At 50.8% G+C, this 21,481-nt stretch carries 23 protein-coding genes and 2 pseudogenes; all 25 read left to right on the forward strand.

The window, feature by feature from the left end:
- Nucleotides 1-112: IS1 family transposase (locus AACQ81_RS12095; RefSeq protein ID WP_237387220.1), on the forward strand; the 112-nt coding region annotated here is incomplete at its 5' end.
- A gap of 88 nt (nucleotides 113-200) precedes the next feature.
- Nucleotides 201-536, forward strand: coding sequence for a hypothetical protein (locus tag AACQ81_RS12100; RefSeq protein ID WP_237387430.1), 336 nt, complete (start codon nucleotides 201-203; stop codon nucleotides 534-536).
- Nucleotides 537-956: 420 nt separating this feature from the next.
- Complete coding sequence (locus tag AACQ81_RS12105; RefSeq protein ID WP_237387431.1) at nucleotides 957-1,298, forward strand: hypothetical protein; 342 nt, start codon at nucleotides 957-959, stop codon at nucleotides 1,296-1,298.
- Nucleotides 1,279-2,033 (forward strand): annotated as a pseudogene (locus AACQ81_RS12110) (Ig-like domain-containing protein); the annotation flags it as partial. The gene AACQ81_RS12105 and the pseudogene AACQ81_RS12110, both read left to right, overlap by 20 nt.
- Nucleotides 1,960-2,811: pseudogene (locus tag AACQ81_RS12115) on the forward strand (tyrosine-type recombinase/integrase); the annotation flags it as partial. The pseudogenes AACQ81_RS12110 and AACQ81_RS12115, both read left to right, overlap by 74 nt.
- A gap of 477 nt (nucleotides 2,812-3,288) precedes the next feature.
- On the forward strand, nucleotides 3,289-4,176 hold the full coding sequence (locus tag AACQ81_RS12120) for a ParA family protein (RefSeq protein WP_237387432.1): 888 nt from the start codon (nucleotides 3,289-3,291) through the stop codon (nucleotides 4,174-4,176).
- Nucleotides 4,173-4,562 carry a hypothetical protein gene (locus AACQ81_RS12125; RefSeq protein ID WP_237387433.1) on the forward strand — a complete coding sequence of 130 codons (390 nt, stop codon included), beginning with the start codon at nucleotides 4,173-4,175 and terminating at the stop codon, nucleotides 4,560-4,562. The genes AACQ81_RS12120 and AACQ81_RS12125 overlap by 4 nt, the downstream gene beginning before the upstream one ends.
- The gene (dnaB-PI, locus tag AACQ81_RS12130; RefSeq protein WP_237387434.1) at nucleotides 4,546-5,925 is read left to right on the forward strand and encodes an SPI-7-type island replicative DNA helicase; all 1,380 of its coding nucleotides are present in this window, start codon (nucleotides 4,546-4,548) and stop codon (nucleotides 5,923-5,925) included. Before AACQ81_RS12125 ends, dnaB-PI begins: the two co-directional genes overlap by 17 nt.
- Entirely contained in the window at nucleotides 5,925-7,529 is a 1,605-nt protein-coding gene (locus AACQ81_RS12135) for a ParB family protein (RefSeq protein ID WP_237387435.1), read from the forward strand. The genes dnaB-PI and AACQ81_RS12135 overlap by 1 nt, the downstream gene beginning before the upstream one ends.
- 80 nt (nucleotides 7,530-7,609) lie before the next feature.
- A complete protein-coding gene (locus AACQ81_RS12140) occupies nucleotides 7,610-8,191 on the forward strand; it encodes a DUF2857 domain-containing protein (protein ID WP_237387436.1) in 582 nt (193 codons plus the stop codon).
- 20 nt (nucleotides 8,192-8,211) lie between these two features.
- The gene (locus AACQ81_RS12145) at nucleotides 8,212-8,469 is read left to right on the forward strand and encodes a ParE family toxin-like protein (RefSeq protein ID WP_012988060.1); all 258 of its coding nucleotides are present in this window, start codon (nucleotides 8,212-8,214) and stop codon (nucleotides 8,467-8,469) included.
- 95 nt (nucleotides 8,470-8,564) lie between these two features.
- Nucleotides 8,565-9,788 carry an STY4528 family pathogenicity island replication protein gene (locus AACQ81_RS12150; protein WP_237387437.1) on the forward strand — a complete coding sequence of 408 codons (1,224 nt, stop codon included), beginning with the start codon at nucleotides 8,565-8,567 and terminating at the stop codon, nucleotides 9,786-9,788.
- A 468-nt stretch (nucleotides 9,789-10,256) separates the two neighbouring features.
- Nucleotides 10,257-10,982 (forward strand): PFL_4669 family integrating conjugative element protein, encoded by a 726-nt coding sequence (locus AACQ81_RS12155; protein ID WP_237387438.1) that lies wholly within the window; start codon nucleotides 10,257-10,259, stop codon nucleotides 10,980-10,982.
- A 1-nt stretch (nucleotide 10,983) separates the two neighbouring features.
- A complete protein-coding gene (locus tag AACQ81_RS12160; RefSeq protein ID WP_237387462.1) occupies nucleotides 10,984-12,978 on the forward strand; it encodes a DNA topoisomerase III in 1,995 nt (664 codons plus the stop codon).
- 88 nt (nucleotides 12,979-13,066) lie between these two features.
- Nucleotides 13,067-13,363 (forward strand): hypothetical protein, encoded by a 297-nt coding sequence (locus tag AACQ81_RS12165; RefSeq protein ID WP_237387439.1) that lies wholly within the window; start codon nucleotides 13,067-13,069, stop codon nucleotides 13,361-13,363.
- Nucleotides 13,364-13,447: 84 nt separating this feature from the next.
- Nucleotides 13,448-13,912: an STY4534 family ICE replication protein gene (locus AACQ81_RS12170; RefSeq protein ID WP_041979770.1), complete on the forward strand. Its 465-nt coding sequence runs from the start codon at nucleotides 13,448-13,450 to the stop codon at nucleotides 13,910-13,912.
- Nucleotides 13,913-13,989: 77 nt separating this feature from the next.
- Complete coding sequence (locus tag AACQ81_RS12175) at nucleotides 13,990-14,199, forward strand: hypothetical protein (protein WP_038220407.1); 210 nt, start codon at nucleotides 13,990-13,992, stop codon at nucleotides 14,197-14,199.
- Nucleotides 14,200-14,213: 14 nt separating this feature from the next.
- Nucleotides 14,214-14,726, forward strand: coding sequence for a single-stranded DNA-binding protein (gene ssb, locus AACQ81_RS12180; RefSeq protein WP_237387440.1), 513 nt, complete (start codon nucleotides 14,214-14,216; stop codon nucleotides 14,724-14,726).
- Nucleotides 14,727-14,984: 258 nt separating this feature from the next.
- A complete protein-coding gene (locus AACQ81_RS12185; RefSeq protein WP_237387441.1) occupies nucleotides 14,985-15,899 on the forward strand; it encodes an Abi family protein in 915 nt (304 codons plus the stop codon).
- A gap of 428 nt (nucleotides 15,900-16,327) precedes the next feature.
- Complete coding sequence (locus AACQ81_RS12190) at nucleotides 16,328-16,615, forward strand: helix-turn-helix domain-containing protein (protein WP_237387442.1); 288 nt, start codon at nucleotides 16,328-16,330, stop codon at nucleotides 16,613-16,615.
- A gap of 149 nt (nucleotides 16,616-16,764) precedes the next feature.
- The gene (gene pilL2 / locus AACQ81_RS12195) at nucleotides 16,765-17,298 is read left to right on the forward strand and encodes a PFGI-1 class ICE element type IV pilus protein PilL2 (protein ID WP_237387443.1); all 534 of its coding nucleotides are present in this window, start codon (nucleotides 16,765-16,767) and stop codon (nucleotides 17,296-17,298) included.
- Nucleotides 17,295-17,993: a TIGR03759 family integrating conjugative element protein gene (locus AACQ81_RS12200; protein WP_237387444.1), complete on the forward strand. Its 699-nt coding sequence runs from the start codon at nucleotides 17,295-17,297 to the stop codon at nucleotides 17,991-17,993. Before pilL2 ends, AACQ81_RS12200 begins: the two co-directional genes overlap by 4 nt.
- Nucleotides 17,972-18,511: an integrating conjugative element protein gene (locus AACQ81_RS12205; RefSeq protein ID WP_237387445.1), complete on the forward strand. Its 540-nt coding sequence runs from the start codon at nucleotides 17,972-17,974 to the stop codon at nucleotides 18,509-18,511. The genes AACQ81_RS12200 and AACQ81_RS12205 overlap by 22 nt, the downstream gene beginning before the upstream one ends.
- On the forward strand, nucleotides 18,508-20,571 hold the full coding sequence (gene traD, locus AACQ81_RS12210; protein WP_237387446.1) for a type IV conjugative transfer system coupling protein TraD: 2,064 nt from the start codon (nucleotides 18,508-18,510) through the stop codon (nucleotides 20,569-20,571). The genes AACQ81_RS12205 and traD overlap by 4 nt, the downstream gene beginning before the upstream one ends.
- 9 nt (nucleotides 20,572-20,580) lie before the next feature.
- On the forward strand, nucleotides 20,581-21,339 hold the full coding sequence (locus AACQ81_RS12215) for a TIGR03747 family integrating conjugative element membrane protein (RefSeq protein ID WP_237387447.1): 759 nt from the start codon (nucleotides 20,581-20,583) through the stop codon (nucleotides 21,337-21,339).
- The last annotated feature ends 142 nt before the right edge of the window (nucleotides 21,340-21,481 follow it).

Raw genomic sequence — 21,481 nt, forward strand, 5'->3', positions numbered from 1 at the left:
TCTTCGTCAACATTTGGCAAGACTGACTCGCAAAACATTGTCTTTTTCAAAATCCATCGAAATGCATGACAGAATTATAGGATATTATCTGAACATTCATCACTATCAATAAATTAGAGTCACGACCTAAAACTGCTAACATACTTTTTGCATTCCAACTGGATAACTATGGGAAAAATAGGAATATTAGGGCATTTTCTTTGCATCCGGGGAAAATCTTTACCCCACTCCAGCGGCATCTGTCTTATGAAGAGATGGCGAACGAGGGATGGATGGATAAGGATGGTAATCCTCTTGATCCAACCTTTAAATCTCCGGCGCAAGGAGCTGCAACTGAAGTATGGGCAGTAACAAGCCCGGCCTTGAATGGGGTGGGGGGACTTTATTGTAAAGATTGTGACATTATCGGGCTAGCATCAGATTATAAAGAACCCTTTATCGGTGTTTGTGAATACGCAATTGATCCATCGGAAGCTTTAAGATTGTGGAATTTCACTGCTAATCTCACAGGTGTAAATACATTTGCAGCAAAATAACTAACTCACAAGTAGTTCGATGTTAGCTTAATATTCTGGGTGTAGGAGTATGTTGAATCTGGACACCTCAAAAGCCTGCTGATTTTATTAACATAATAATGAGGTGTAATGATTAAATTGAAATCAGTAAACGCCAATATTCCGCTGAATTTAAGCTGAAAGCTGTTCAACAGGCTGTTCTCTATCTGTGTGGGTTGTCAATGTTGCCTGTTCACTGGGGGCCGATATCAGCCTCCTGAGAAATGGGTTCGCCAGTATAAGGTCGAAATGCAGGGAGTGACGCCGTTGGCAAAGCATTAACGCTTGAACAACGCCTTATTTGTTTTAATTTTCACTGTCGGAAAAAGAATTGAGCACTGTATATGTGCTGTTTTTCCCGCATGTTACCGCTTTCATCATTAATGAAAAGGGTAACAGTCAGTGTTGCAAAAATTCCAATCCTCTCTGTCCGATAACGCGAATCTTCTGATTATCGGCCTGTTGAGTCTGTTGCTTAGTTTTCAGGGGCAGGCCACGTCAGAACAGCAAAACGAAGATAATCTTTCTGCCCACAAACTGGCTGACATCACCTCACAATTAGGACAACAACTTCACCAATCGCAATCCCCCACCGAAGCCGCACAATCAATCGCTGCTCAGCAGCTGTCATCGGCAGTCACTGCCACATTACCCGGCTGTCGAAAAATGCGGTGGGAGAAAATACCGAATCGTTGCGCGCCCGGCAGGATGTGCAGGAAGTCATCGACGGGCACGGGCAGATGAAATGGCCAGCGCCATGTCGATGTTTACCCAGGGGTTTGAGGGGGAATTATTTAACCGTCCCGGTACGCCGTGGCCGGAAGTGGATGTCACCCTGATTGATCTGGGCACACTGGCACGGGAGAACTACTCGGCGCAAATGGCACTGGCGATGGTGTCGCTGATTAACAAAGTCAATAACCTCGCTGAACGGGATCAATATCAGGATCGCGAACTGCAACTGGTGATTGATGAAGGGCATATCACCACGACCAACCCGCTGTTATCACCTATATGACCAAGGTGGTGAAAATGTGGCGTAAACTGGGTGCCTGGCTGTGGCTCGCTACACAAAACCTGGCGGATTATCCCGATACCGCCGAAAAGATGCTGAACATGACCGCCCCGACGCTCTGGTTTGATGATGTGCTGACATCCACCCTGCGTGCAGATAAAACACGCATTATTGCCAATGGTCAGGATAGCGTCACATTGACAGTAACAGTGAAAAACCTGACCGGACAACCCGCCGTCGGTATCCCTGTCTGGTGGCGCTCGGACAACGGCCACTTTACAGATGCACAGATTGAAACCGATGAAAACGGCGAAGCCCACGCGACACTGTTCAGCCAGCAGGCAGGCACCGCTTCAGTGACGGCCATTATTGATGACCAGGAGGTTATTTCACCGGGATGTTCTGCGCTGGCGACGTCATTTGCTGATAGAGAAAAATCAGTCCGGTTATACATGGAACAATAAGGTGGCGCACCTGCGGGCCATTTTTAATTTCGGGATGGAAAGAAAACTGTTGTCGCACGCCAAAAATCCGTTTAATGACGCGGCAGTCAAAAAAGAGAAGAAACAAAAGAAAACCCTGAGTAAGGCGCAGATAACCGGGATTTACCTGCGGATGCAGCAGTATGAGGAGGAAGAACGTTTACAGACCGCCCCGCGGGGCGGACGCTGTGCCTTATACCCGACGGGGTACTGGCTGACCGTACTGGATACCTTCCGGCTGACGGGCATGCGCCTGAACCAGCTGCTGCATCTGCGGTTACGGGATATTAATCTGGACAACAGTTACATTGAGTTGCGCGTGGAAGGCAGTAAAAACCACAGTGAGTGGCGGGTGCCGATGATCCCGCAACTGAAACCCCGGCTGGTGCAGCTGGTTGAACAGGCAAAAGCCTGTGGGGCGAAAGAGAATGATCCGCTGTTTGATTTAACCCGCCTGCGTTTTCGTCATCACGGACGCCATGTCAGTTATCAGTATAATCATGACAGAGAAAAGCAGCATCTTCGTTCTTTCTTTAACCGCCTGTCTAAAGAATGTGGTTTTGCTGTCTCCCCCCACCGCTTCCGTCATACGCTGGCGACCGAGCTGATGAAAGCCCCCGACCGTAATTTGCAGCTGGTCAGGTGTTTGCTGGGACACCGCAGTGTGGCGACCACGATGGAGTATATTGATATCGATATGGAAATCGCGGGTAAAACTCTGGCGAATGAACTGGCGTTTTATCTGGATCTTGCTGTGTAATCCGTTAACGTGAGGTAAAAAAACAGGGCAAGATATCAGCGGGATTGCCCTGACTGTGTCACTGGATTATGGGATGGTTTGGAGGTGGAGACACAAAACGAAGAAACCGGGAAGTATGCTCAAAGAGCAATTCTGACCATCACCTGACTTGACATCAGAATCAATTACTGAAATCATTACTTTCAACGCAAAAAAGGTGAGCACAAACTGTGTTCACCTGACTTCGTATAGAGTGGCTGTTTTTAGTTTATTAACTTACGCAAAGTAATATATTATATTCATTAACATTTGCTTGACAGCACTTATTTCTGACTCACGTGTTAAGTTATTGATATCCCTTCAACAAACGAGTTTTAAAATTGGTGCCCGGAGGCGGAATCGAACCACCGACACGGGGATTTTCAATCCCCTGCCAGACTGATGAAAAATAAAACGTAATTTTTTTAGCCTGCATACTTAACTAACTGAGTATGCAACATGATAATTCTTCCCATAATTTCCCCCAAAGGGGGCGAAGGTAAATCGACCCACGCGGCTAATCTGGCCGGTTTTTTTGCCGATGCCAGTTTACGCGTTCTCCTGATTGATGCGGATTATTCGCAACCCACTGCCAGCAGTATTTTTCCCCTGAATTATGAAGCACCCGCTGGTCTGTATGAATTGCTGATGCAGACGGTGGATCTGAACCGGTCTGAGCAGATCATTTCCCGTTCGGTTATCAAAAACCTCGATATTCTGATCTCCAACGATCCGGATGAACTCCTGCCAACGGCAATGCTGCACGCGCCCGACGGGCGTCTGCGTCTGCGTAATGTCCTGCAACATCCCCTCTTCAGCCAGTACGATATTATTTTCATTGATTCCAAAGGGGCGACCGGCGTGATGAGTGAGCTGGTTGTACTGGCGGCCACGCAGGGCGTTCTGGGGGTTATCAAGCCTATTTTACCCGACGTCCGCGAGTTCCTGCGCGGCACCCTGCGGATGCTGACCCGGCTCCGGCCCTTTGAAAACTACGGTATTCGCCTGCCGGCTATCCGGATACTGGTCAACGGGATTGAAGGAACGAATCTTGACCGGGATACGCTGAGTGAACTGACTGACATTATCAATAATCAACGGTATGACGCTTCCGCACTGGGCGGCAGGCAGGTTTATCAGTTGCTGGAAACCCGGATAGACCTGCTGGACATCTACAAACTGGGGCATGTCCGTGCGCAGCCCGTTCATCGTCTTGAGTATAAAACCACCCGAAAAAGCCCGGCTGCCGCGCAAACCATGCACCGCCTTGCCTGTGAGTTGGTGCCCTTATGGGCGGAAAAATTCGACGCGGTATTGACTGCACAACCGACGGGAGAAGCGCAATGAATGTTATCTGGCGGGCGGTTTGTTTTCGTTATGAGAGTGTTGAATTACTGTTCAGTGATGATGAGTGGTTTGTTTTTGTGGATGCGCCGGATCGTGAAACCGCGCAGGCGAAACTTCAGCTTCTGTTACCCGCTATTCTCGACGTTTCTCCGGACGAGGTAGAGCACTACTATCCCCGCAATGAAGCGGAGCTGCGCAGGCAGGCCATGCGCCCCGATGCGTCTCCGGATTTGGCGTTGCTGGAATGTGGCTGGGAAAATGACCAGCCGCAGTATCTGACCGAAAAAGAAGTGCTGTTCTGGGTTTCTTCCCCTCATCTGCAACAGCGTTTAATCGCTGCCCTGAATGCGCTCAGCAGGGAGGTCGCCGATGAATCTGCCGCATGAACATTTACAGATCATCAGTGAAGAGGCGCCCAGCTATGCGTATGCCGAAGTAGGGGTGTTGGGGGGTCTGATACTGGAGAATGAGCGCTGGGATAGCGTTGTCCAGCTATTGGCTGCCGACGATTTTTATTTCCCGGCACACCGGATAATATTTCAGGCCATCGCTGAACTGAGCGAAAAAAACTGTCCGTTCGACCTGATCACCCTGACCGATATGCTGACCCAGTGCGGGCAAATTGATCGGGCATGCGGTTTTGCTTATGTAGCGGAAGTGTGTCAAAACACCCCCAGTGCCGCCAATATTGAGGAGTATGCCCGTATTGTGGCGGAAAAAAGCCGGTTACGTCAGTTACTGGCACTGGGAAAATCCCTCAGCGCTGACGTTTTTCAGCCGAATATTCAGTCAGATACCCTGATAGAGCAGGCAGAAAGTCAGTTGTTTAATCTGGCTGAAAAAGGTTCGACCCGCCAACATCAGGAAATGACCCTGTTGCAGGGCGCAGACAGCCTGATTGCCCATCTGGAACGAATACAAGGCTCACAGGGAATAACCGGCACACCGACCGGATTTCAGGATCTTGATGAAAAAACCTGTGGCTTGCAGGCCGGTGATCTCATTTTGCTGGCTGCCCGCCCTTCGATGGGAAAAACCGCACTGGGGCTGGCGTTTTGTCTTGGTGCCCTGCGACACCGGGATGATGCGGTGGTACAGATTTTCAGTCTGGAAATGCCGGCGGCACAACTGATGCTGCGTCTCACCGCCATGGAAGGCGGGGTTTCTCTGAGTGCCCTGCGCAGCGGGATGCTGGATGATGAGCAGTGGGGGCGCATCAGCCAGAGTCTGGATCAGTTTGCCCGCTGGGATCATCGTCTGGTGATTGATGATTGCAGTCACCAGACGCCTGCACTATTACGCGCCCGTGCCCGCCGCTATACCCGCAAATACGGTCAACCCGCCCTGATTATGGTTGACTACCTTCAGCTGATGTGCGCGCCCGGCCAGGAAAACCGGACACAGGAAATTGCCGATATATCCCGTAACCTGAAAGCGTTGGGCAAAGAACTGGGCTGCCCGGTACTGGCGCTGTCCCAGCTTAACCGGCAGGTCGAAAACCGTTCCGATAAACGTCCTAACAATGGTGACCTGCGTGATTCCGGTTCACTGGAGCAGGACGCCGACCTGATATTGCACCTTTACCGCGATGAAGTCTATCACCCGGACACACCCGATACGGGTATCGCTGAAATCATTATTGGTAAGCAGCGTCAGGGTCCAACGGGCGCGGTTCGTGTGGGATTTGACGGTCAATATACGCGGTTTTCAGACTTATCAGCAGACAGTGATGGTTACGGGGGTAAATGATGGCACGGCAACATCTCAATATAGGCAATGCCCTGTTACAACAAGGGCGTCAGGCAGTAGCGATATGTAATGAACCACTCCCTGCGTCGGAAATGCCGATGGTACTGACGCTGGATCAACTCCGCCCCAATCCGGATAACCCCCGTACCAGTCGGAATCCGCGTTACGACGATATCAAAGCCTCCATCAAAGCGCGCGGGCTGGATACGGTGCCGAAAGTCACCCGTGACCCGCAAGGTGAAGATGTCTATATCTTCAGCGACGGCGGTAATACCCGCTATCAGATTTTGTCCGAACTGTGGCAGGAAACCGGCGATGAGCGTTTTTATCGTGTTCACTGCCTGTTTAAACCGTGGCCCGGACGATTGCAGTGTGTTATCGGGCATCTGGCGGAAAATGAACTGCGGGGCGACCTGAGTTTTATTGAAAAAGCATTAGGGATCAGCAAGGCCAGAGCCATTTACGAAGAGCAAAAGCAAAAAAGAATCACATTACGTGAATTGTCCGCGCAGCTTAATGCGGCCGGTTTTCCCGTCAGTGCCAGCCATATCAGCCGGATGGAAGATACCGTGCAATACCTGTATCCGTGGATACCTAATTTGCTGGCATCCGGGCTGGGAACCCCCCAGATACGTCCTTTATTGGTGCTGCGTCAGAATGCAGAGGCTGTCTGGCAGCAATATATCTTCAGTATAAACCCGGAACCTGCCGTCACCTTTGATGAAGTCTTTGGTACCTGTTGCCGCAAATTTGATGCACTGGAAGACTGGGCACCGGAGATGTTCCTTGATGAACTGATCGGGGATTTATTGCAGGTACTGCCGCATCCGCAGCTGAATTATGACCGCTGGGTACTGGAACTCGATCCGAAGGAAAATAACCGTCGGCAGCTCTTTGGCGAACAGGCCACCCAGGTTGACGCTGTGCCGGTGCCGGAAAAGCCGGATACGCCTAAAGCGGATCGGATTCGGGCGCCAGACAGGGAATTGAACCCGCGCCTAATGTCTCAACCCGTCACGGATGCGGTGCAGGCATCGGAGACAACATGCGCTCCGGTCGATAAGACACCCGTGCCTGCTCCGTCTTCCCGAAACACTCCGGTGATCCCGCCTTATCAGCCGGATAGTCCGCCTTATCAGCCGGATAGTCCGCCTGAACCGGCGCTGTCTGAGCCTGAAGCTGACGATCTCCACTTTGCCCGGACCGGGCTGGAGCCGGTCAGTTCAGTCTGGCACATTTCCCCGATGCAGGACGATATCGAGCATCTGCAAAATATGGCGTTTCGCCTGGCGTTTGAACTGGCCGAAGTGATGGGCTGTGACCGTGATTTGCTGCCGGTATCGGATGAGCGGTCGGCGGGATTTTGCCTGATTGACGGGCCGGATGTTCATCCTTTTTCGTGTTTATTGCACGCCCTGACCGGGGAAATCTCGACTGACCGTCATGAACTGACACTGACTGCCGTTCTGCTCGGCACCGCCGGACGGGAGGCGGTGCCATTACTGGATGACAGCCAGACCGTGAAGTTTCTGCGGCTGCTGCGAATTATCCGCCGCCTGCGTGAACTTCAGCGCGAAATTACACCGGAGATGTTGACGATGTAGCGATGCCGGTCCGGGGTGCCTGCTTTTCAGTGTGTTGTTCATTCATTGTGTTTTGACCGGCCTGATAATGGAGGAAGTGTATGAATCATTTATCGCAAGCGACCAACAGCCTGTTGTTGCAGTTGGTGATGGATTTGAAGAACGGCTATATCCGCCGTTGCGAAGCACTGGGGCTGGCCCCCTCGGAGATGCTGATGTTACAGAGCCTGACGATTGAGGATTTGCATTATCTGGGCAACAGCCCGGTATCGGTGCTGAGTGTACAGATTCATCACGCCAATCTGGCCCGCATCCTGCATCAGGCGCGTATCGAACAGCAGCGGATACAACGCATTGACCGGGCACTGGAACTCAGCGGATCGATTGACCTGATGCACTATTTTTTTGGCCTGTCCAGTCTGGAGGTGGCGGCGCGCCGGCGTATTGCCGGTATTGCCGTGAAGTCGGGGCGGGTTTCAGTGCTGACGGAAGCGGAAAACCGTGACCTGTGGCAGCGCTGGCAGGCGGCAAAGATGAGGGATGCGGACAGTGCCGAAGGGCTGGATATCATGATGGACGTGGCGGAGCATCATGATATTTCGCTGACGTCCGTCTGGAATGCCGTCAAAGAATGGCAGCAACAGGGTGCATCCGGATCGGTCTCTGTGAAAAAACAGGGATAAAACAAGTTATACAGGAAACGATGTCAGGAAAATTAACCGAAATCATGCCCGGCCTGCATGTGCCGGTAACGGCACCTCTGTCCTTTCGCCGTAAGGCGCAATATCAGGTGAAATGTTACCGGCGGGGCCAGCGTAATTACGTCCGGCTGAAGGAAAAAGGCACCGGGTATCTGAAAATTAACGTGGGGCTGTTCTGGCGGCTGTTAAGCCGTGACAGCGGGCAATCGTGGGAGCTGATGCACCACGAACGCTACAACAATGAAATTCGTAAATCGTAAATGTGACTGAAGTCGTGTCATTCTGCGCCTTGTGCAATGCCACAGGGTGCAGCCCTGACATTATTTTCACAGATTAACACCGGAGAGAAGGGATCATGATAACCCTGTCAGCAGACAGTTTAATTGCCCACACCATTGCCAAAATGAAAAGCCGTCTGGAACAACGTACCGGCGATGACGTTTCACAGCTGCGCAGTGGTCTGCTGTTTATGGGGAATATTCAGGATGCCTATCCCCGTCGCCTGTTACTGGATGATCGTCTGTCACCGCTGGATAAAACGGGCTGGATGATGATCCGTTTGTATGCGCAACAAAATGAAGGGGCGGTTTTCCCCAGCTATGATGAATTGCAGGTGCTGCTGGCCTCACCCTATAAAGGCAAAGCCTCCCGTGAAACCGTCAGCCGGGTATTACTGATGCTGCGAATAACCGGCTGGCTGAGTTTATGCAAGCGTATCCGCGATGAGTACGGGCGGGTGCGGGGCAATATCTATGCGCAACACGATGAACCGCTGACCTGCCGTGATGCCGAAATTCTCGATCCTCACTGGCTGGATACCGTGGCAGAAGCCTGTCGCAGCAAAAACCGCACTATCAGCCAGACGGCCTGGTCAGTACTGACTGACATCAGGGATGATCCGATGATGCGCCATCGCCACAGTCATCTCTGTTTACTGGAAGCGCGGCTGAATGCCGTACAGACGCCGCAGCAAAGTGTGATGCGCCAGCGGATTCAGTCAGGTCTGCAACCGGAGGAGATGCAAACCGAACTCAGGGAAATGAAACCGGATTCGGAAACCGAACTGAGACAAAAAGAGGGGCAGACTAAGCGGAATTCGGTATCCGAACTCAGTATAAAATCATCAGGTTACAGTGATTCCGTTAAACCGAACCGTTATGTACGTTCTTTTACACAGAATGTGAATAAAAAAACATACGTAAATCCACCCTCCGCTATTTTTCTGCCAGAAGGACTTTGCCGACAACTGGAGCCGGAAGATGTGACCATGCTGACCGGTCAATTACAGGCACTGCCCGCTGAACAGGCACAAACCGTATTGGACTGTCTGGACAAAGCGCTACGCGCAGGCAAAATCGGCAATCCGGTCGGCTGGCTGCTGGCGATGATGAAACGGGCACGGGAGGGAAAACTGTATGCACAAGCTGAAACCCTTATTGCGACGCCTGGCCCTGCAAAAACGCAGGCTGAGTTCATCCGGGAAACTGAATGTCCGGTTTTACCTTCCTCACAAGCTCATGTGCGCAATGTCGTGAAAGATATCCGTCAGCGACTGACGCTGGCGAGGTATCAACAATAACAGCGTTGATTAAAAAACATACTTTGTTGGCACTGCCAACAAAGTTCAAAAAATACACAGCATTGAGCATCCCAATACTGAATAAAAATGAGGTGCTACAGTAAAAATTTTAACTATTTCTTTATCGGCATCAGGAAATGACATTAACCCTCTGGTTCGATAAGTGAGGCTATTGCCTGTTTTTCAGGTTCATGTGAATAGCATGGGGAATAAGTTGATTGTTCATTGAATCCGGGAAAAGTCCATCAAGGCTAATGCTGTATAAAAAACACACTTTGTTGGCACTGCCAACAAAGTTCAAAAAATAAACAGCGACGTGCTGCCAACACCATCTAAAAATCACTCTTTTAGCAATGAATAAAATTTATTCTTTTTCCTTTTTCCCATAACTGGTTATTGATTGAGTTACCGAAGCCTTTCCCCTGATAGTTCCACAGACATAAACCGACCAAACAGGAGTTGCTCTTTATGTCTGGACCTGATGAAAAAAATGTCCCTCCTCCGCACTATCGTGCCGGGGCGTTGAAATCTGCATTAACCATTGAACTGCACACCCACTACGCGATCCGCCTCTGGGAAGGACGTAAAAAAGAGGACATCACCGGCCGTCGTCAATACCCGGACATTATCGGCATGCCGCAGGTGATTAAACGCGCCGGCACCATCAGCGTGGATGCCGCTGCCGATAACCCGTATGCCGACAGCTGGCTGATTAAACTGGAACAGGCATTGGTGACGGCATCGGCCAGTCTTCAGCAGCGTATTGCCACTTTGCAGGAGATCCTGAACGCCCTGCCGGCGCAGATTACGTTATCTGCTGTTTCCTCCGTCGAACCGCTGAATATCGGCGTCTACAGTCATTCCCCGCTGGGTTACCGCTGTGTCTGGCTGCTGGTAGGTTTCGACCAGCTGGCGATGAAAACCTTTCAGGCCTTTCATTACGGTTTTATCTCCCGCTCAGAGCGGGATACGTTGCTGCATAACGGCAGCCGGGTGATCCGCCAGATTTATGGTCTGGTGCGTTCTTACCGTCCCCTGAAGGTGACCCGCGCAGATATTGAGGAAAAAACACCGGCAGGTCTTGACGCCATTAAATGGCTGGGCGAACCGGATCCCGATATTTTGTCGGGCCGGTTGCGTTCTGATTTTTCACCGCCCCTGCGCACGGTGGCTCAGGATGCGGGGAGGGGGTGATATGCCACTTTATTTATGTGAAAAGCCCTCTCAGGCCAGAGATATTGCCCGGGTGCTGGGCGTGAAGCAGCGCGGACAGGGTTATCTCTTTGGCGACAGTATTATTGTCACCTGGGCTATCGGGCATTTGCTGGAAATGGCTGCACCCGAACACTATGGCGAACAATTCGGCCCGCCGTGGCGCATGGAACCCCTGCCGGTGCTGCCTGCACAATGGCAGTGGACGGTGAAGAAAGAGACTGCTGATCAGTTTGCGGTGATCAGACAATTACTGAAACAGGCCGACGAAGTGATTATCGCCACCGATGCTGACCGTGAAGGGGAAGTGATTGCCCGGGAACTGCTGGAATTCTGCCGTTTCACTGGTCCGGTCAGGCGGCTGTGGCTGTCTGCGCTGGATGAAACCAGTATCCGGCAGGCACTGGCCGCGATATTACCGGGGGAGCAAACCGAGTCGCTCTGGCAGGCCGGACTGGGACGGGCACGGGCGGACTGGCTGACGGGAATAAACCTGACCCGCCTGTATACCCTGAAAGCGCAGGCACAGGGATTTGGTGAGGTGCTGTCCATCGGGCGGGTACAGACGCCGACACTGGCACTGGTCGTGAACCGCGACAACGATATCGCCCGGTTTGAGCCAAAACCCTACTGGCAGGTGATGGCCGCATTGCAAAAAGATGACATTAGCTTTCGGGTTAAATGGCTGCCTGCGCCCGACGACTGCGATGAAGAAAAACGCTGTATTAAGGAAGATATCGCTCATAGTGTGGTTCAGTGCTGTCAGGAGGCACAAAATGCTGTGGTGACTGAACTCACGCAGAAACGGGAGAAAACCCCGCCGCCGCTCTGTTTTGATTTGGGGACGCTCCAGCAGGTGGCTTCCCGTCAGTGGGGAATGGGGGCCGGTCAGGTACTGACGATTGCCCAGTCGTTGTATGAAACCCATAAAGCGACCACCTACCCGCGCACGGATTGCGGTTATCTGCCGGTTTCAATGCGGGAAGATATTCCGGCCGTGTTCACCGCACTGACCCGAACTGATCCCGCGATGAGCCCCATTATCTGCCAGCTGGATGTCAGCGTGCCTTCCCGTGTCTGGAATGACCGCCAAATCACGGCGCACCATGCCATTATTCCGACCCGCCACACTTTTGATATGACGAAACTGACCGCGGATGAATTAAAAGTCTATCAGTTGATCCGCCACTATTATCTGACGCAGTTTCTGCCTGCTCAGGAAACGGATGTGACCGAGGTGACATTCACTATCGGCGGGCAGGTATTTCAGGCGAAAGGGCGGGTCAGTGTGGTCACGGGCTGGAAGGCGCTGATTGCCGATGAAAAACAGGTGCAGGAGCAGGACGACAATACCGCTCTGCCTGCACTGGAAAAAACCGAAAGCTGTCCGGTACTCTGTGCAGAAATACAGCCCCGGCAAACCCGGCCGCCTGCGCCTTTTACCGAAGGTACGCTGATTGCCGCCATGAAAAATGCGGCGGCGTTTATCCATGATCCACAGCTTAAAAAAGTGCTGCGGGAAAGTGCCGGGCTGGGTACGGAGGCCACCCGGGCCGGTATCATTGAAGCCCTGTTTAAACGCCGGTTACTGGCGCGAAAAAAGAAAAACCTGCATGCAACGCAGCTGGCGCAGGAGCTGATAGCCGGGCTGCCGGACGTCCTGACCCATCCGGGCATGACGGCACTCTGGGAACAGTCACTGGACGACATTGCCCGGGGCCGGACCACACTGGATGGCTTTATGCAGAAACAGGCACAGTGGCTGGCGCATTTAGTGGAAAAGGGCAAAACACAGCCGATCCGGTTTACCCTGCCGAAAACCCCGGCGTGCCCGCGCTGTGGCGGCCCGATGCAAAAACGGGCGGGGAAAACAACCCCGTTCTGGGGCTGCACCCGCTATCCGGCATGCAAAGGGATGCTGAACGCTAACGCGGTGACCGGCTCCCGAAAAACCCGGCGGGGAAATTCGCCGGACTGAAAATGGGATTAAGGATTGACCGCACGGACTGATGCTTTAAAAATCATGCTGTTTTAGCCGAAAACTCCCGTAGCCTGAAAGGGAGCGCATGATTGCGGTACATCTGCCCACCTTTGAAAGCAGATATTGTCAGTCCAGTGGCAGTGAAGGTTTTTTATTCTTTATCAGCATGTCAGCAACGTCTATACACTTCGTCTTTCAAACTGCCTCTTTGTTGGCTGCGCTCGCTCACCCCGGTCACATAGTTATCTATGCTCCCGGGGATTATGAAAGGCTCCTGCCTTTCACCGGAGGTCAGCCTTTGGCTGGGCAAATTCGTTCCCGACGAATTTGTCATTCCCTTGTCGCCGCGATGCAACCTGAAATCCATTGTGTATGTGTCTGACACCCGGCGGGAAAAATCATTCCCGTCAGGGAACCGGATTTTCTCCGTTATCCCTTATTTTTTTACCTCCATGGAGAACATCGTATGTCTGAGAACACTACAGCCTTAACCAAAAACGACTATTTCAACCTGAATATTAAAGGACTGGGCTATCTGAATAACATCCGCCATGTCAGCACTGCCAGCGGGACGTTCCTGAGCTGTGTGATCAATGCGCTGAACGGGCCGGGTGATAACCCGGTTTATGTGCGTTTTGATATCACCGTGGTCGGCAAGGAAGCGACCAGTCTGGTCGGCCGTTGCCAGAAAGCCGTAGACGAGGATAAAAAAGTGTTGCTGGGGTTCACCTTAAGCAATCCCTCGACTGATATTTTTACCCTGAAACGCGGTGATCATGCCGGTGAACAGCGCGTCAGCCTGAAAGCCCGTCTAATTAAGGTTGACTGGATCAAAATCGGTCAGGAGAAAGTGTATCAGGCCGAACAATCCGACTCGATGCCGCCTCAGAACGGCATCACGCAAAAAGAATATGCAGAGAACTCTTTCTGATATTCCTTTGTTATTCCTCTGATCTGCCCTGAATTTTCAGGGCAGTCCTTTATGAACAAAGACAACAGGATACCGTTATGAATGTCGCACTGATTGGGGTTCTGGCCCTGCAATATTGCCATAAACAATTACCGTTAACCGTTTTACGCCACCGTGCGGGGTTTTATATCGGCACGATAGATGAAGGTATTCCCTGCTCTCGTGAATCCGTGGAGTATTTTGCCCGGCGTGAGCAGGCGGAATTTGCCCTGAAACAGGGACAGTGGACACAACGTCACCCCCGATAACAGGAGAAAACAAGATGTCTTCACGCGGTGTGAACAAAGTCATTTTACTGGGATATCTGGGGCAAGATCCGGAGATCCGCTATCTGCCGACAGGGGGTACAGTGGCAACACTTTCACTGGCTACGTCAGAAAACTGGAAGGATAAACAAACCGGCGAATTGCGGGAAAAAACCGAATGGCACCGGGTAGTGATCTTTGGCAAGTTAGCAGAAATTGCTGAGGAATATTTGCAGAAAGGGACACAGGTTTACATTGAAGGGCAACTGCAAACGCGTAAATGGCAGGATAATCAGGGCCAGGATCGCTATTCAACGGAAGTGGTGGTAAATGTGAATGGGTCGATGCAGATGCTGGGAAGTCGTGGAGATTCGAAGCGCGCAGCACCTCAGCAGGCGGAACATAAACCGGCACAGAAGCAACCACCATCTCAACCTGCTAATAAGGAAAGAAAAAATACGCAGTCGGTACAGGTTTCAGTTTTACCGGAAGAGGATGAAACCGACTGGGATTCGGAGATCCCGTTCTGAGTGGTGTTTTTATCATTAACGTATCGCCCTGTTAAATTAAAACAGGGTCGGGTACTGCTTTAACGTATAACGCGAAAGAGTTATCTATCTTAATGATACAAAAGGGTAATTGCATATAAATAGCACTTTTTGCTAAAAAACATTGACTCAGATAAGTATAATTAGTCGCAAGTACACCTGCCACGCTGAGTCCCTGAATCAGGGAATGCGCAAATTGGCAGGTTTTTTTTTACCTGAATTTTACTTTCTGTGACATTTATGACGACTACAACTCAAAAGAAGATTTATCAAAAGCGTCCAGAAGATATTTCTTTTCTTATTAATAAACTTCGAGAACGCGGCTTAATAATAAAAGAGCACAAGGCTGCGGAGCATGCACTGACATTCATCGGTTATTATAGATTACGTGGTTATTTTTATCCTTTTTATATTATGGATGAACAACGCATACCACAACCGATTGAGCCGAAAAATTTTGTTGAAGGAACCACGTTAGAAGATGTTCTTCAGCTTTATGAATTCGACCGCAAATTGCGCCTGATTATCCTCGAACAAATACAAAAAGTGGAAATAGCACTACGAACATGTTTGTCTGAACATATGTGCGGAAAATATGGTGCTCATTGGTTCATGAACTTATCTGTTCTGAGTAATGACTATCACTATGAAAACTTTTTTGGTCAGATTAATGAGGCCAAAGAAACGTTTATTGAACATTATAAGAAGAAATATCACATCCCAAAATACCCGCCCTCCTGGATGATCACAGAAACATTGAGCTTTGGCTCATGGTCAAAAATATATAAGTCGTTATTGCATGTGGATCAGAAAGCAATTGCATACAAGTTTAATGTGAAAAGTTATGAAGTCATGGCTTCGTGGTTTCATACATTAAGTCATATTCGCAATCTTTGTGCGCACCATAATAGAATCTGGAATCGATCCTTTCGGGCATTCCCGCCGAAAAAAGGATATGAATTAGAACAACATATTATTAATCCAACGACTCTTTATAGTCGGTTGGCTATTTTGAAGTATCTTTCAGCTCAGGTGTCCTATCATAATGGCTTAAAAACACAATTAACGGAATTAATGAAAGAAAAACCTTGCTGTGTAAAATGGGAAACGATGGGATTTATTGATAATTGGGATCACACATCACTCTGGCAGTAAAATATAGGTTCTTTGTTGCTTCATTCAGATTGACATGTGTTGCTGGCTTAACCGTATCAAATAAAGGTAGTTTGTAGGAGTAGGAGAACTCCACGTAAAAAATAGAAACCTTCAGACAGAATTAGCAGTCAGATAGAGTGCTAGTAACTTAGGCAAATTAATTTACTTGTTAAACTTACACGTTCGATTATTGAATTAGATAACGTAATTCGTTAAAGTAGAAAAGCTATCGGCAAAATCCGATAGTCAGGGATTTCCAACCCTGAAAGGTCAATCCACTGGTAGGTAGTTTCTACCAGTGTGCCTGCTCTCATCCTTTCAATGGTGGTTCAGGCGGGGGAGACTCACGTCTCGCCGGATCGATTGACCTCCGGTATTGGAAACCCTGTCTGAACTACCACCAATAATCAATAGAAGGGGAAGCAGGTATGACGATGATTCACACTCAGAAAGACTGGCACCCAGCCGAAATTATTTGTGCATTACGCAAACGTGGTACGACACTCGCCGCTTTATCCCGCGAATCGGGATTAAGTTCTTCCACCCTGGCAAATACCTTATCCCGCTCATGGCCCAAAGGGGAACTGATCATTGCTGCCCGTTTGGGAATGGATCCTGCTGAAATCTGGCCCAGCCGTTATTTCGATGACTACGGCAATTTTATTGAGCGAAAAATCCGTCAGCCGGTTGACGAAAGTCAGACAATGACTGAATAATATACTGATAAAAATCCTAACAGTTAATGTGATAATGCCGGTTTCGGCAGGTTAATTTCCAGCAGACACAGTTGAGTTGTTCATTGAATAAATTACCGGGTTCCTTGCATAGTCGGTGCTATTGATGACTGAGCAGGAACCTGACCGGAATGAAGATAAATGCGTTAATAAGCCTGATAGCGGTCATGCTGACCGGATGCTCGGCTTGTGTAAAACACCCCTCGCCTCAAGGCGCAAAAGAGCCACCGCCTTTCATTACACTGACACAAAACAGTCAGTCTGTTTCGCCGGATATTTATGGACAAGCACCCGAAGTCACCCGCTACGGTCGTTATTTACTGGTCAGTACCGACCCGACAGTAGCACAGCGTGACCTTCTTTCCCAATTGATTGATGTGCATATTCCTGCTTCTCAGAATCCCACCGTGGCCGATGCTCTGCGTTACGTGCTGCGTCAATCGGGCTATTCGTTATGCACTGCTGAAAAAACCAATGACATTTTATATCGCCAGCCGCTGCCGTCGGTACACTATCAGTCAGGTCCTGTCCGGCTGCGCACGGCGTTGCAGTTTATGGCAGGCCCGGCCTGGCAACTGGAGGTGGATGAGGTGCAACGTGAGGTTTGTCACCATCTGCGGCCGGGTTATCAGCTTCCACAACCCCGGCAGGGAAAGCAGCCATGAGATTACATCAAATCGGTCTGGTAACGTGGATAGTGCTCATCAGCCCAACATGGGCAGCCACACCGTCACCCTTAACGTCGCAGCAGGCACATACGGCAGAAAGCCAAAAGCAGTCTCTGAAAACACAGGCTGAGCAATGGGGATTGAATACGGATGAATATCAGCGTTATCAGCAATTATTGAATGGGCCAAGGGGGATTCAGTCGCCGGGGCTTGACCCGTTGACAACCCTGGGGATTGAAGCGGAAAGTGATGCTGAACGCCGCCGTTATGCCGAACAATGGGTCAAGGCGGAATTTGCCCGTACTGAAAAAGAATTGCGTTTTCAACGGGAAGTGGATGTGGCCTGGCAACGGTTATTTCCGGATATGTTGCCGGTCAATATGGCGAAATCCGGTAAGGCCAAGGGGCGTCTGGCGTTGTTTGTCAAAATCAACGATTGCCCGCCGTGTGATGCCCGTTTAGCGGAAGTTCTGGCGTTGATGCAACCGGTTGACATCTATCTGGTCGACAGCAAGGGCAATGACGACATACTACGGCAGTGGGCTAAAAATCATCGTATCCCCGTTGAACGGGTACGCAACCGGCAAGTCACCCTGAATCATGATGCGGGGTACTGGTTCCGGTTTGGGCAGGGCGTCATGCCGGTCTTATTGCGACAGGGAGAGCAGGGATGGCAGATCTCATCATTATGAAATGGCTGAGTGTATTTCCCGTTATCGGCCTGTTATGGATAAGTGCCTGCCATGCTGAACTGAATGTGATTGCGGATTTAGGCGGTAAAGATGCTTCACCCTTTTATGAAAGTATTAATGCTGAGCAAAGTGATGAGTCTTTGTCATCGGTGCAGAATTCCTCCCCCGAAATGGCAGGTGAAGCTGCGATGTTGCCTGTCAGAACACCGGAACTGACACCGGGAAAAGTGGCAGACAGGGCACTGCAACTGCCGGGGATTGGTGCCCTGTTTCTGATTGGGGATGATCCTGGTTCACGCCAGTGGCTTAGTCAGAATGCGGCCATATTGACGAAACTGCATGCTGTGGGTCTGGTCGTCAATGTCAGGGAAATGGCGGGTTTGCAGTCACTGCGGGCATCAGCGCCGGATTTATTGTTATCGCCTGCTTCCGGCACCGAGCTGGCTCGCCGATTGCAACTGCAACATTATCCGGTGTTGATCACGGAAACTCAACTTTCCCAACAGTTGTCACCATGAGCCGCCGTTATGTGGTTGAAGCCCTGCTGCGCCCTGCCGTCGAGCTGAATACGGCGCTGGTCTCCGCCGTTGCCGCGTTTGTCTGTCTCCGGGCACCCTGGGCCATCGCACTGGCACCTTCCGTCAGCTATGTGATGGGCGGCGGTTTTGCCGTACTGGCAATGATACGCACATGGCAGGGTATTCAGGTCATCCGTTATCGCAAAAATCTGCGCCGTCTGCCACGTTACCAGATGAGCACCAGGCAAATTCCCGTCAGTCACCGGCAGTTGTTTCTGGGCCGGGGATTTCGCTGGCAACAGAAGCATACTCAGCGTTTGCAGGATACGCGCCGACCGGAAGTGGAACGATTCGTGCAACCATCCCGGATAGATCAGCTTGCCCGCGCACTGGAGCGTCGAACTGAATACCGTTGGCCGACATTATCTGCGCTATTACGCAAAGACTCGCCATTTAATCCGGTACGCCCGCTGCCGCCTGTGGGTGGCAATCCTGCTATCCACGGTATTGAACCACAGGAGGCCGATGTTTTTATGGATCTGCGCGAGCGGGTCGGGCATACGCTGGTGATGGGTACCACACGGGTGGGGAAAACCCGGCTGGCCGAACTGCTTATCACGCAGGATATCCGGCGCGGTGAAGTGGTGATCGTCTTTGATCCCAAAGGCGACGCTGATCTGTTAAGGCGCATCTGGGCAGAAGCGCATCGAGCGGGTCGCGGCAATGAACTCTCCCTCTTTCATCTGGGCTGGCCGGAAATATCTGCCCGCTATAACGCCATCGGGCGGTTTGGCCGGGTGTCCGAAGTCGCTTCCCGTCTGGCCGGTCAGCTCAGCGGCGAAGGCAACAGCGCCGCGTTCCGTGAATTTGCCTGGCGGTTTGTCAATATTGTTGCCCGTGCTTTGGTGGCTCTGGGGCACCGGCCGGATTACCAGCTTATCACCCGCTACGTCAATAATATCAGCGAACTGTATCAACGCTATGCCACCCGAATGATGGAGGAAAGACAACCGGATCTGCTGGCGCAAATCAATCATTCCCTCAGCAAACTGAAAGAAAAAGACATTCCGCGCAATATGCAGGGGCAGCCCGATGCCCTCCGGCTCTGGGCGATGGAAATGACGCTGAGTTCTGACGCAGGCAAGCAACTCTATGACCCGATTCTGGATGGTCTGCGTTCTGCCGTGCGTTATGACCGTACCTATTTTGATAAAATTGTCGCGTCCTTATTGCCGCTGCTGGAAAAACTGACCACCGGCAAAATTGCGGAATTGTTATCGCCGGATTATCTCAATATGACTGACCTGCGACCCATCTTCGATTGGGAACAAGTGATCCGTAAGAACGGGATTGTCTATATCGGGCTGGATGCGCTGTCTGACAGTGATGTGGCTTCGGCGGTGGGCAACAGCATGTTTGCGGATCTGGTCAGTGTCGCCGGGCAGATTTACAAATATGGGATGAACGCCGGATTACCGGTACGTTATGATGGCAAACTGGCGATTAATCTGCATTGCGATGAATTCAATGAACTGATGGGGGATGAATTTATCCCGTTGATCAACAAAGGCGGTGGGGCAGGCATGCAGGTCACGGCATATACCCAGACCTCCTCCGATATCGAGGCCCGTATCGGCAGCCCGGCCAAAACCGCGCAGGTGGTGGGTAACTTCAACACTTTGATTATGTTGCGTGTGCGCGATAACCGGACGGCGGAGTTGCTCACCAGTCAGTTACCTGAAGTGGAAATCTACAGCAAGACCCTGGTATCCGGGCATTCGGATATTGCCGATGTTGAACAGGGGCAGGATTTTACCTCGTCTACACAGGACAGGGTAGGCACCGTCAAAACGCCGCTTGTCACGCCCGCTGAAATGATTAACCTGCCGAAAGGGCAGGCGTTCGCGCTGCTGGAAGGCGGGCAACTGTGGAAAATCCGCATGCCTTTGCCCACGGGAGATGACGATGATGCCCTGATGCCGGCCAGTTTGCAGAACATTGCCGAACAGATGCGCAGGTACTACCGCACCAGTGAAAACTGGTGGGAAGAGAAGGGATAGTTTCCGGTCATGGCACAGTCAGAAAATCAATCCCGCCCATCTTCCCAACCGCCCCGCCAGCATGGCCTGCTTTATCGTCTGTTATGGGAGTGGCCGTGGCAACTCATTGGGTTTATGGTGATGTCCTGGCTATTCAGCCTGTTACTGGAATATCTTGGTATGGCTTTTTTCTGGCCGGAACAGGGTGCCACTCACAGTCAGAATATGATGAAAACGGAGCTGCAATTTTTATCCACTGAATTTACCCGAAGCCTGTTGCTGTCAGAACCCTCACAAACCGTTTCGGCAGGGTTGGCGCAAGCCTATCAATGGTTGTTTGTGGACAGTGGTTTTATGAACTGGGTTCAGGGACAATCGCAATACCAGTTCAATAGCCGCAATGATTTTATGCGTGAATTTAATGTGGTATTACAGGGTGTATCGGGTCATTTGCGGGAGTATTGGCTGGCAACGATGTTTATCACGATGGTGACGCTGATCCGGCTGGCAATTTTGTTGTTATCTGTACCCTTGTTTGTGATGGTGATTTTAGTCGCATTGGTCGATGGATTAGGACGGCGGGATTTGCGGCGCTATGGTGCAGGGTATGAATCCAGTTTTGTTTATCACCATGCCAAACGGGGGATTAAACCGGCCTGCACGGTTCCCTGTGTACTGTATTTATCGTGGCCGGATGTGGTGTATCCCACGGTGATATTGTTGCCTGCGGCGATAGTGCTGGGTATGGCGGTCGTGATAACAACCTCAATGTTTAAGAAATACCTGTAAGAAGCTGGGCGCTGGAGTGCAAAACGTTTTTTGTTTTGTACTCCAGCGTCAGCAGACAAGCCGCACAGCGGCGCGTCAGTGATTGTTATACGTATCTGAGACTTCTTTTTTTGTCAGTTTAACTTTATCCTGTGTCAGTTGG

This window comes from Xenorhabdus sp. Sc-CR9 (genome assembly GCF_963897815.1).
Taxonomy (GTDB): Bacteria; Pseudomonadota; Gammaproteobacteria; order Enterobacterales; family Enterobacteriaceae; genus Xenorhabdus.

Coding starts and splice junctions, on each gene's coding strand:
- AACQ81_RS12120 (WP_237387432.1), top strand. CDS start 3,289: ATGATAATTCTTCCCATAATTTCCCCCAAAGGGGGCGAAGGTAAATCG.
- AACQ81_RS12200 (WP_237387444.1), top strand. CDS start 17,295: ATGAGATTACATCAAATCGGTCTGGTAACGTGGATAGTGCTCATCAGC.
- dnaB-PI (WP_237387434.1), top strand. CDS start 4,546: ATGAATCTGCCGCATGAACATTTACAGATCATCAGTGAAGAGGCGCCC.
- AACQ81_RS12170 (WP_041979770.1), top strand. CDS start 13,448: ATGTCTGAGAACACTACAGCCTTAACCAAAAACGACTATTTCAACCTG.
- AACQ81_RS12150 (WP_237387437.1), top strand. CDS start 8,565: ATGATAACCCTGTCAGCAGACAGTTTAATTGCCCACACCATTGCCAAA.
- pilL2 (WP_237387443.1), top strand. CDS start 16,765: ATGAAGATAAATGCGTTAATAAGCCTGATAGCGGTCATGCTGACCGGA.
- ssb (WP_237387440.1), top strand. CDS start 14,214: ATGTCTTCACGCGGTGTGAACAAAGTCATTTTACTGGGATATCTGGGG.
- traD (WP_237387446.1), top strand. CDS start 18,508: ATGAGCCGCCGTTATGTGGTTGAAGCCCTGCTGCGCCCTGCCGTCGAG.
- AACQ81_RS12160 (WP_237387462.1), top strand. CDS start 10,984: ATGCCACTTTATTTATGTGAAAAGCCCTCTCAGGCCAGAGATATTGCC.
- AACQ81_RS12185 (WP_237387441.1), top strand. CDS start 14,985: ATGACGACTACAACTCAAAAGAAGATTTATCAAAAGCGTCCAGAAGAT.
- AACQ81_RS12175 (WP_038220407.1), top strand. CDS start 13,990: ATGAATGTCGCACTGATTGGGGTTCTGGCCCTGCAATATTGCCATAAA.
- AACQ81_RS12145 (WP_012988060.1), top strand. CDS start 8,212: ATGTCAGGAAAATTAACCGAAATCATGCCCGGCCTGCATGTGCCGGTA.
- AACQ81_RS12125 (WP_237387433.1), top strand. CDS start 4,173: ATGAATGTTATCTGGCGGGCGGTTTGTTTTCGTTATGAGAGTGTTGAA.
- AACQ81_RS12155 (WP_237387438.1), top strand. CDS start 10,257: ATGTCTGGACCTGATGAAAAAAATGTCCCTCCTCCGCACTATCGTGCC.
- AACQ81_RS12190 (WP_237387442.1), top strand. CDS start 16,328: ATGACGATGATTCACACTCAGAAAGACTGGCACCCAGCCGAAATTATT.
- AACQ81_RS12140 (WP_237387436.1), top strand. CDS start 7,610: ATGAATCATTTATCGCAAGCGACCAACAGCCTGTTGTTGCAGTTGGTG.
- AACQ81_RS12215 (WP_237387447.1), top strand. CDS start 20,581: ATGGCACAGTCAGAAAATCAATCCCGCCCATCTTCCCAACCGCCCCGC.
- AACQ81_RS12165 (WP_237387439.1), top strand. CDS start 13,067: ATGATTGCGGTACATCTGCCCACCTTTGAAAGCAGATATTGTCAGTCC.
- AACQ81_RS12135 (WP_237387435.1), top strand. CDS start 5,925: ATGGCACGGCAACATCTCAATATAGGCAATGCCCTGTTACAACAAGGG.
- AACQ81_RS12205 (WP_237387445.1), top strand. CDS start 17,972: ATGGCAGATCTCATCATTATGAAATGGCTGAGTGTATTTCCCGTTATC.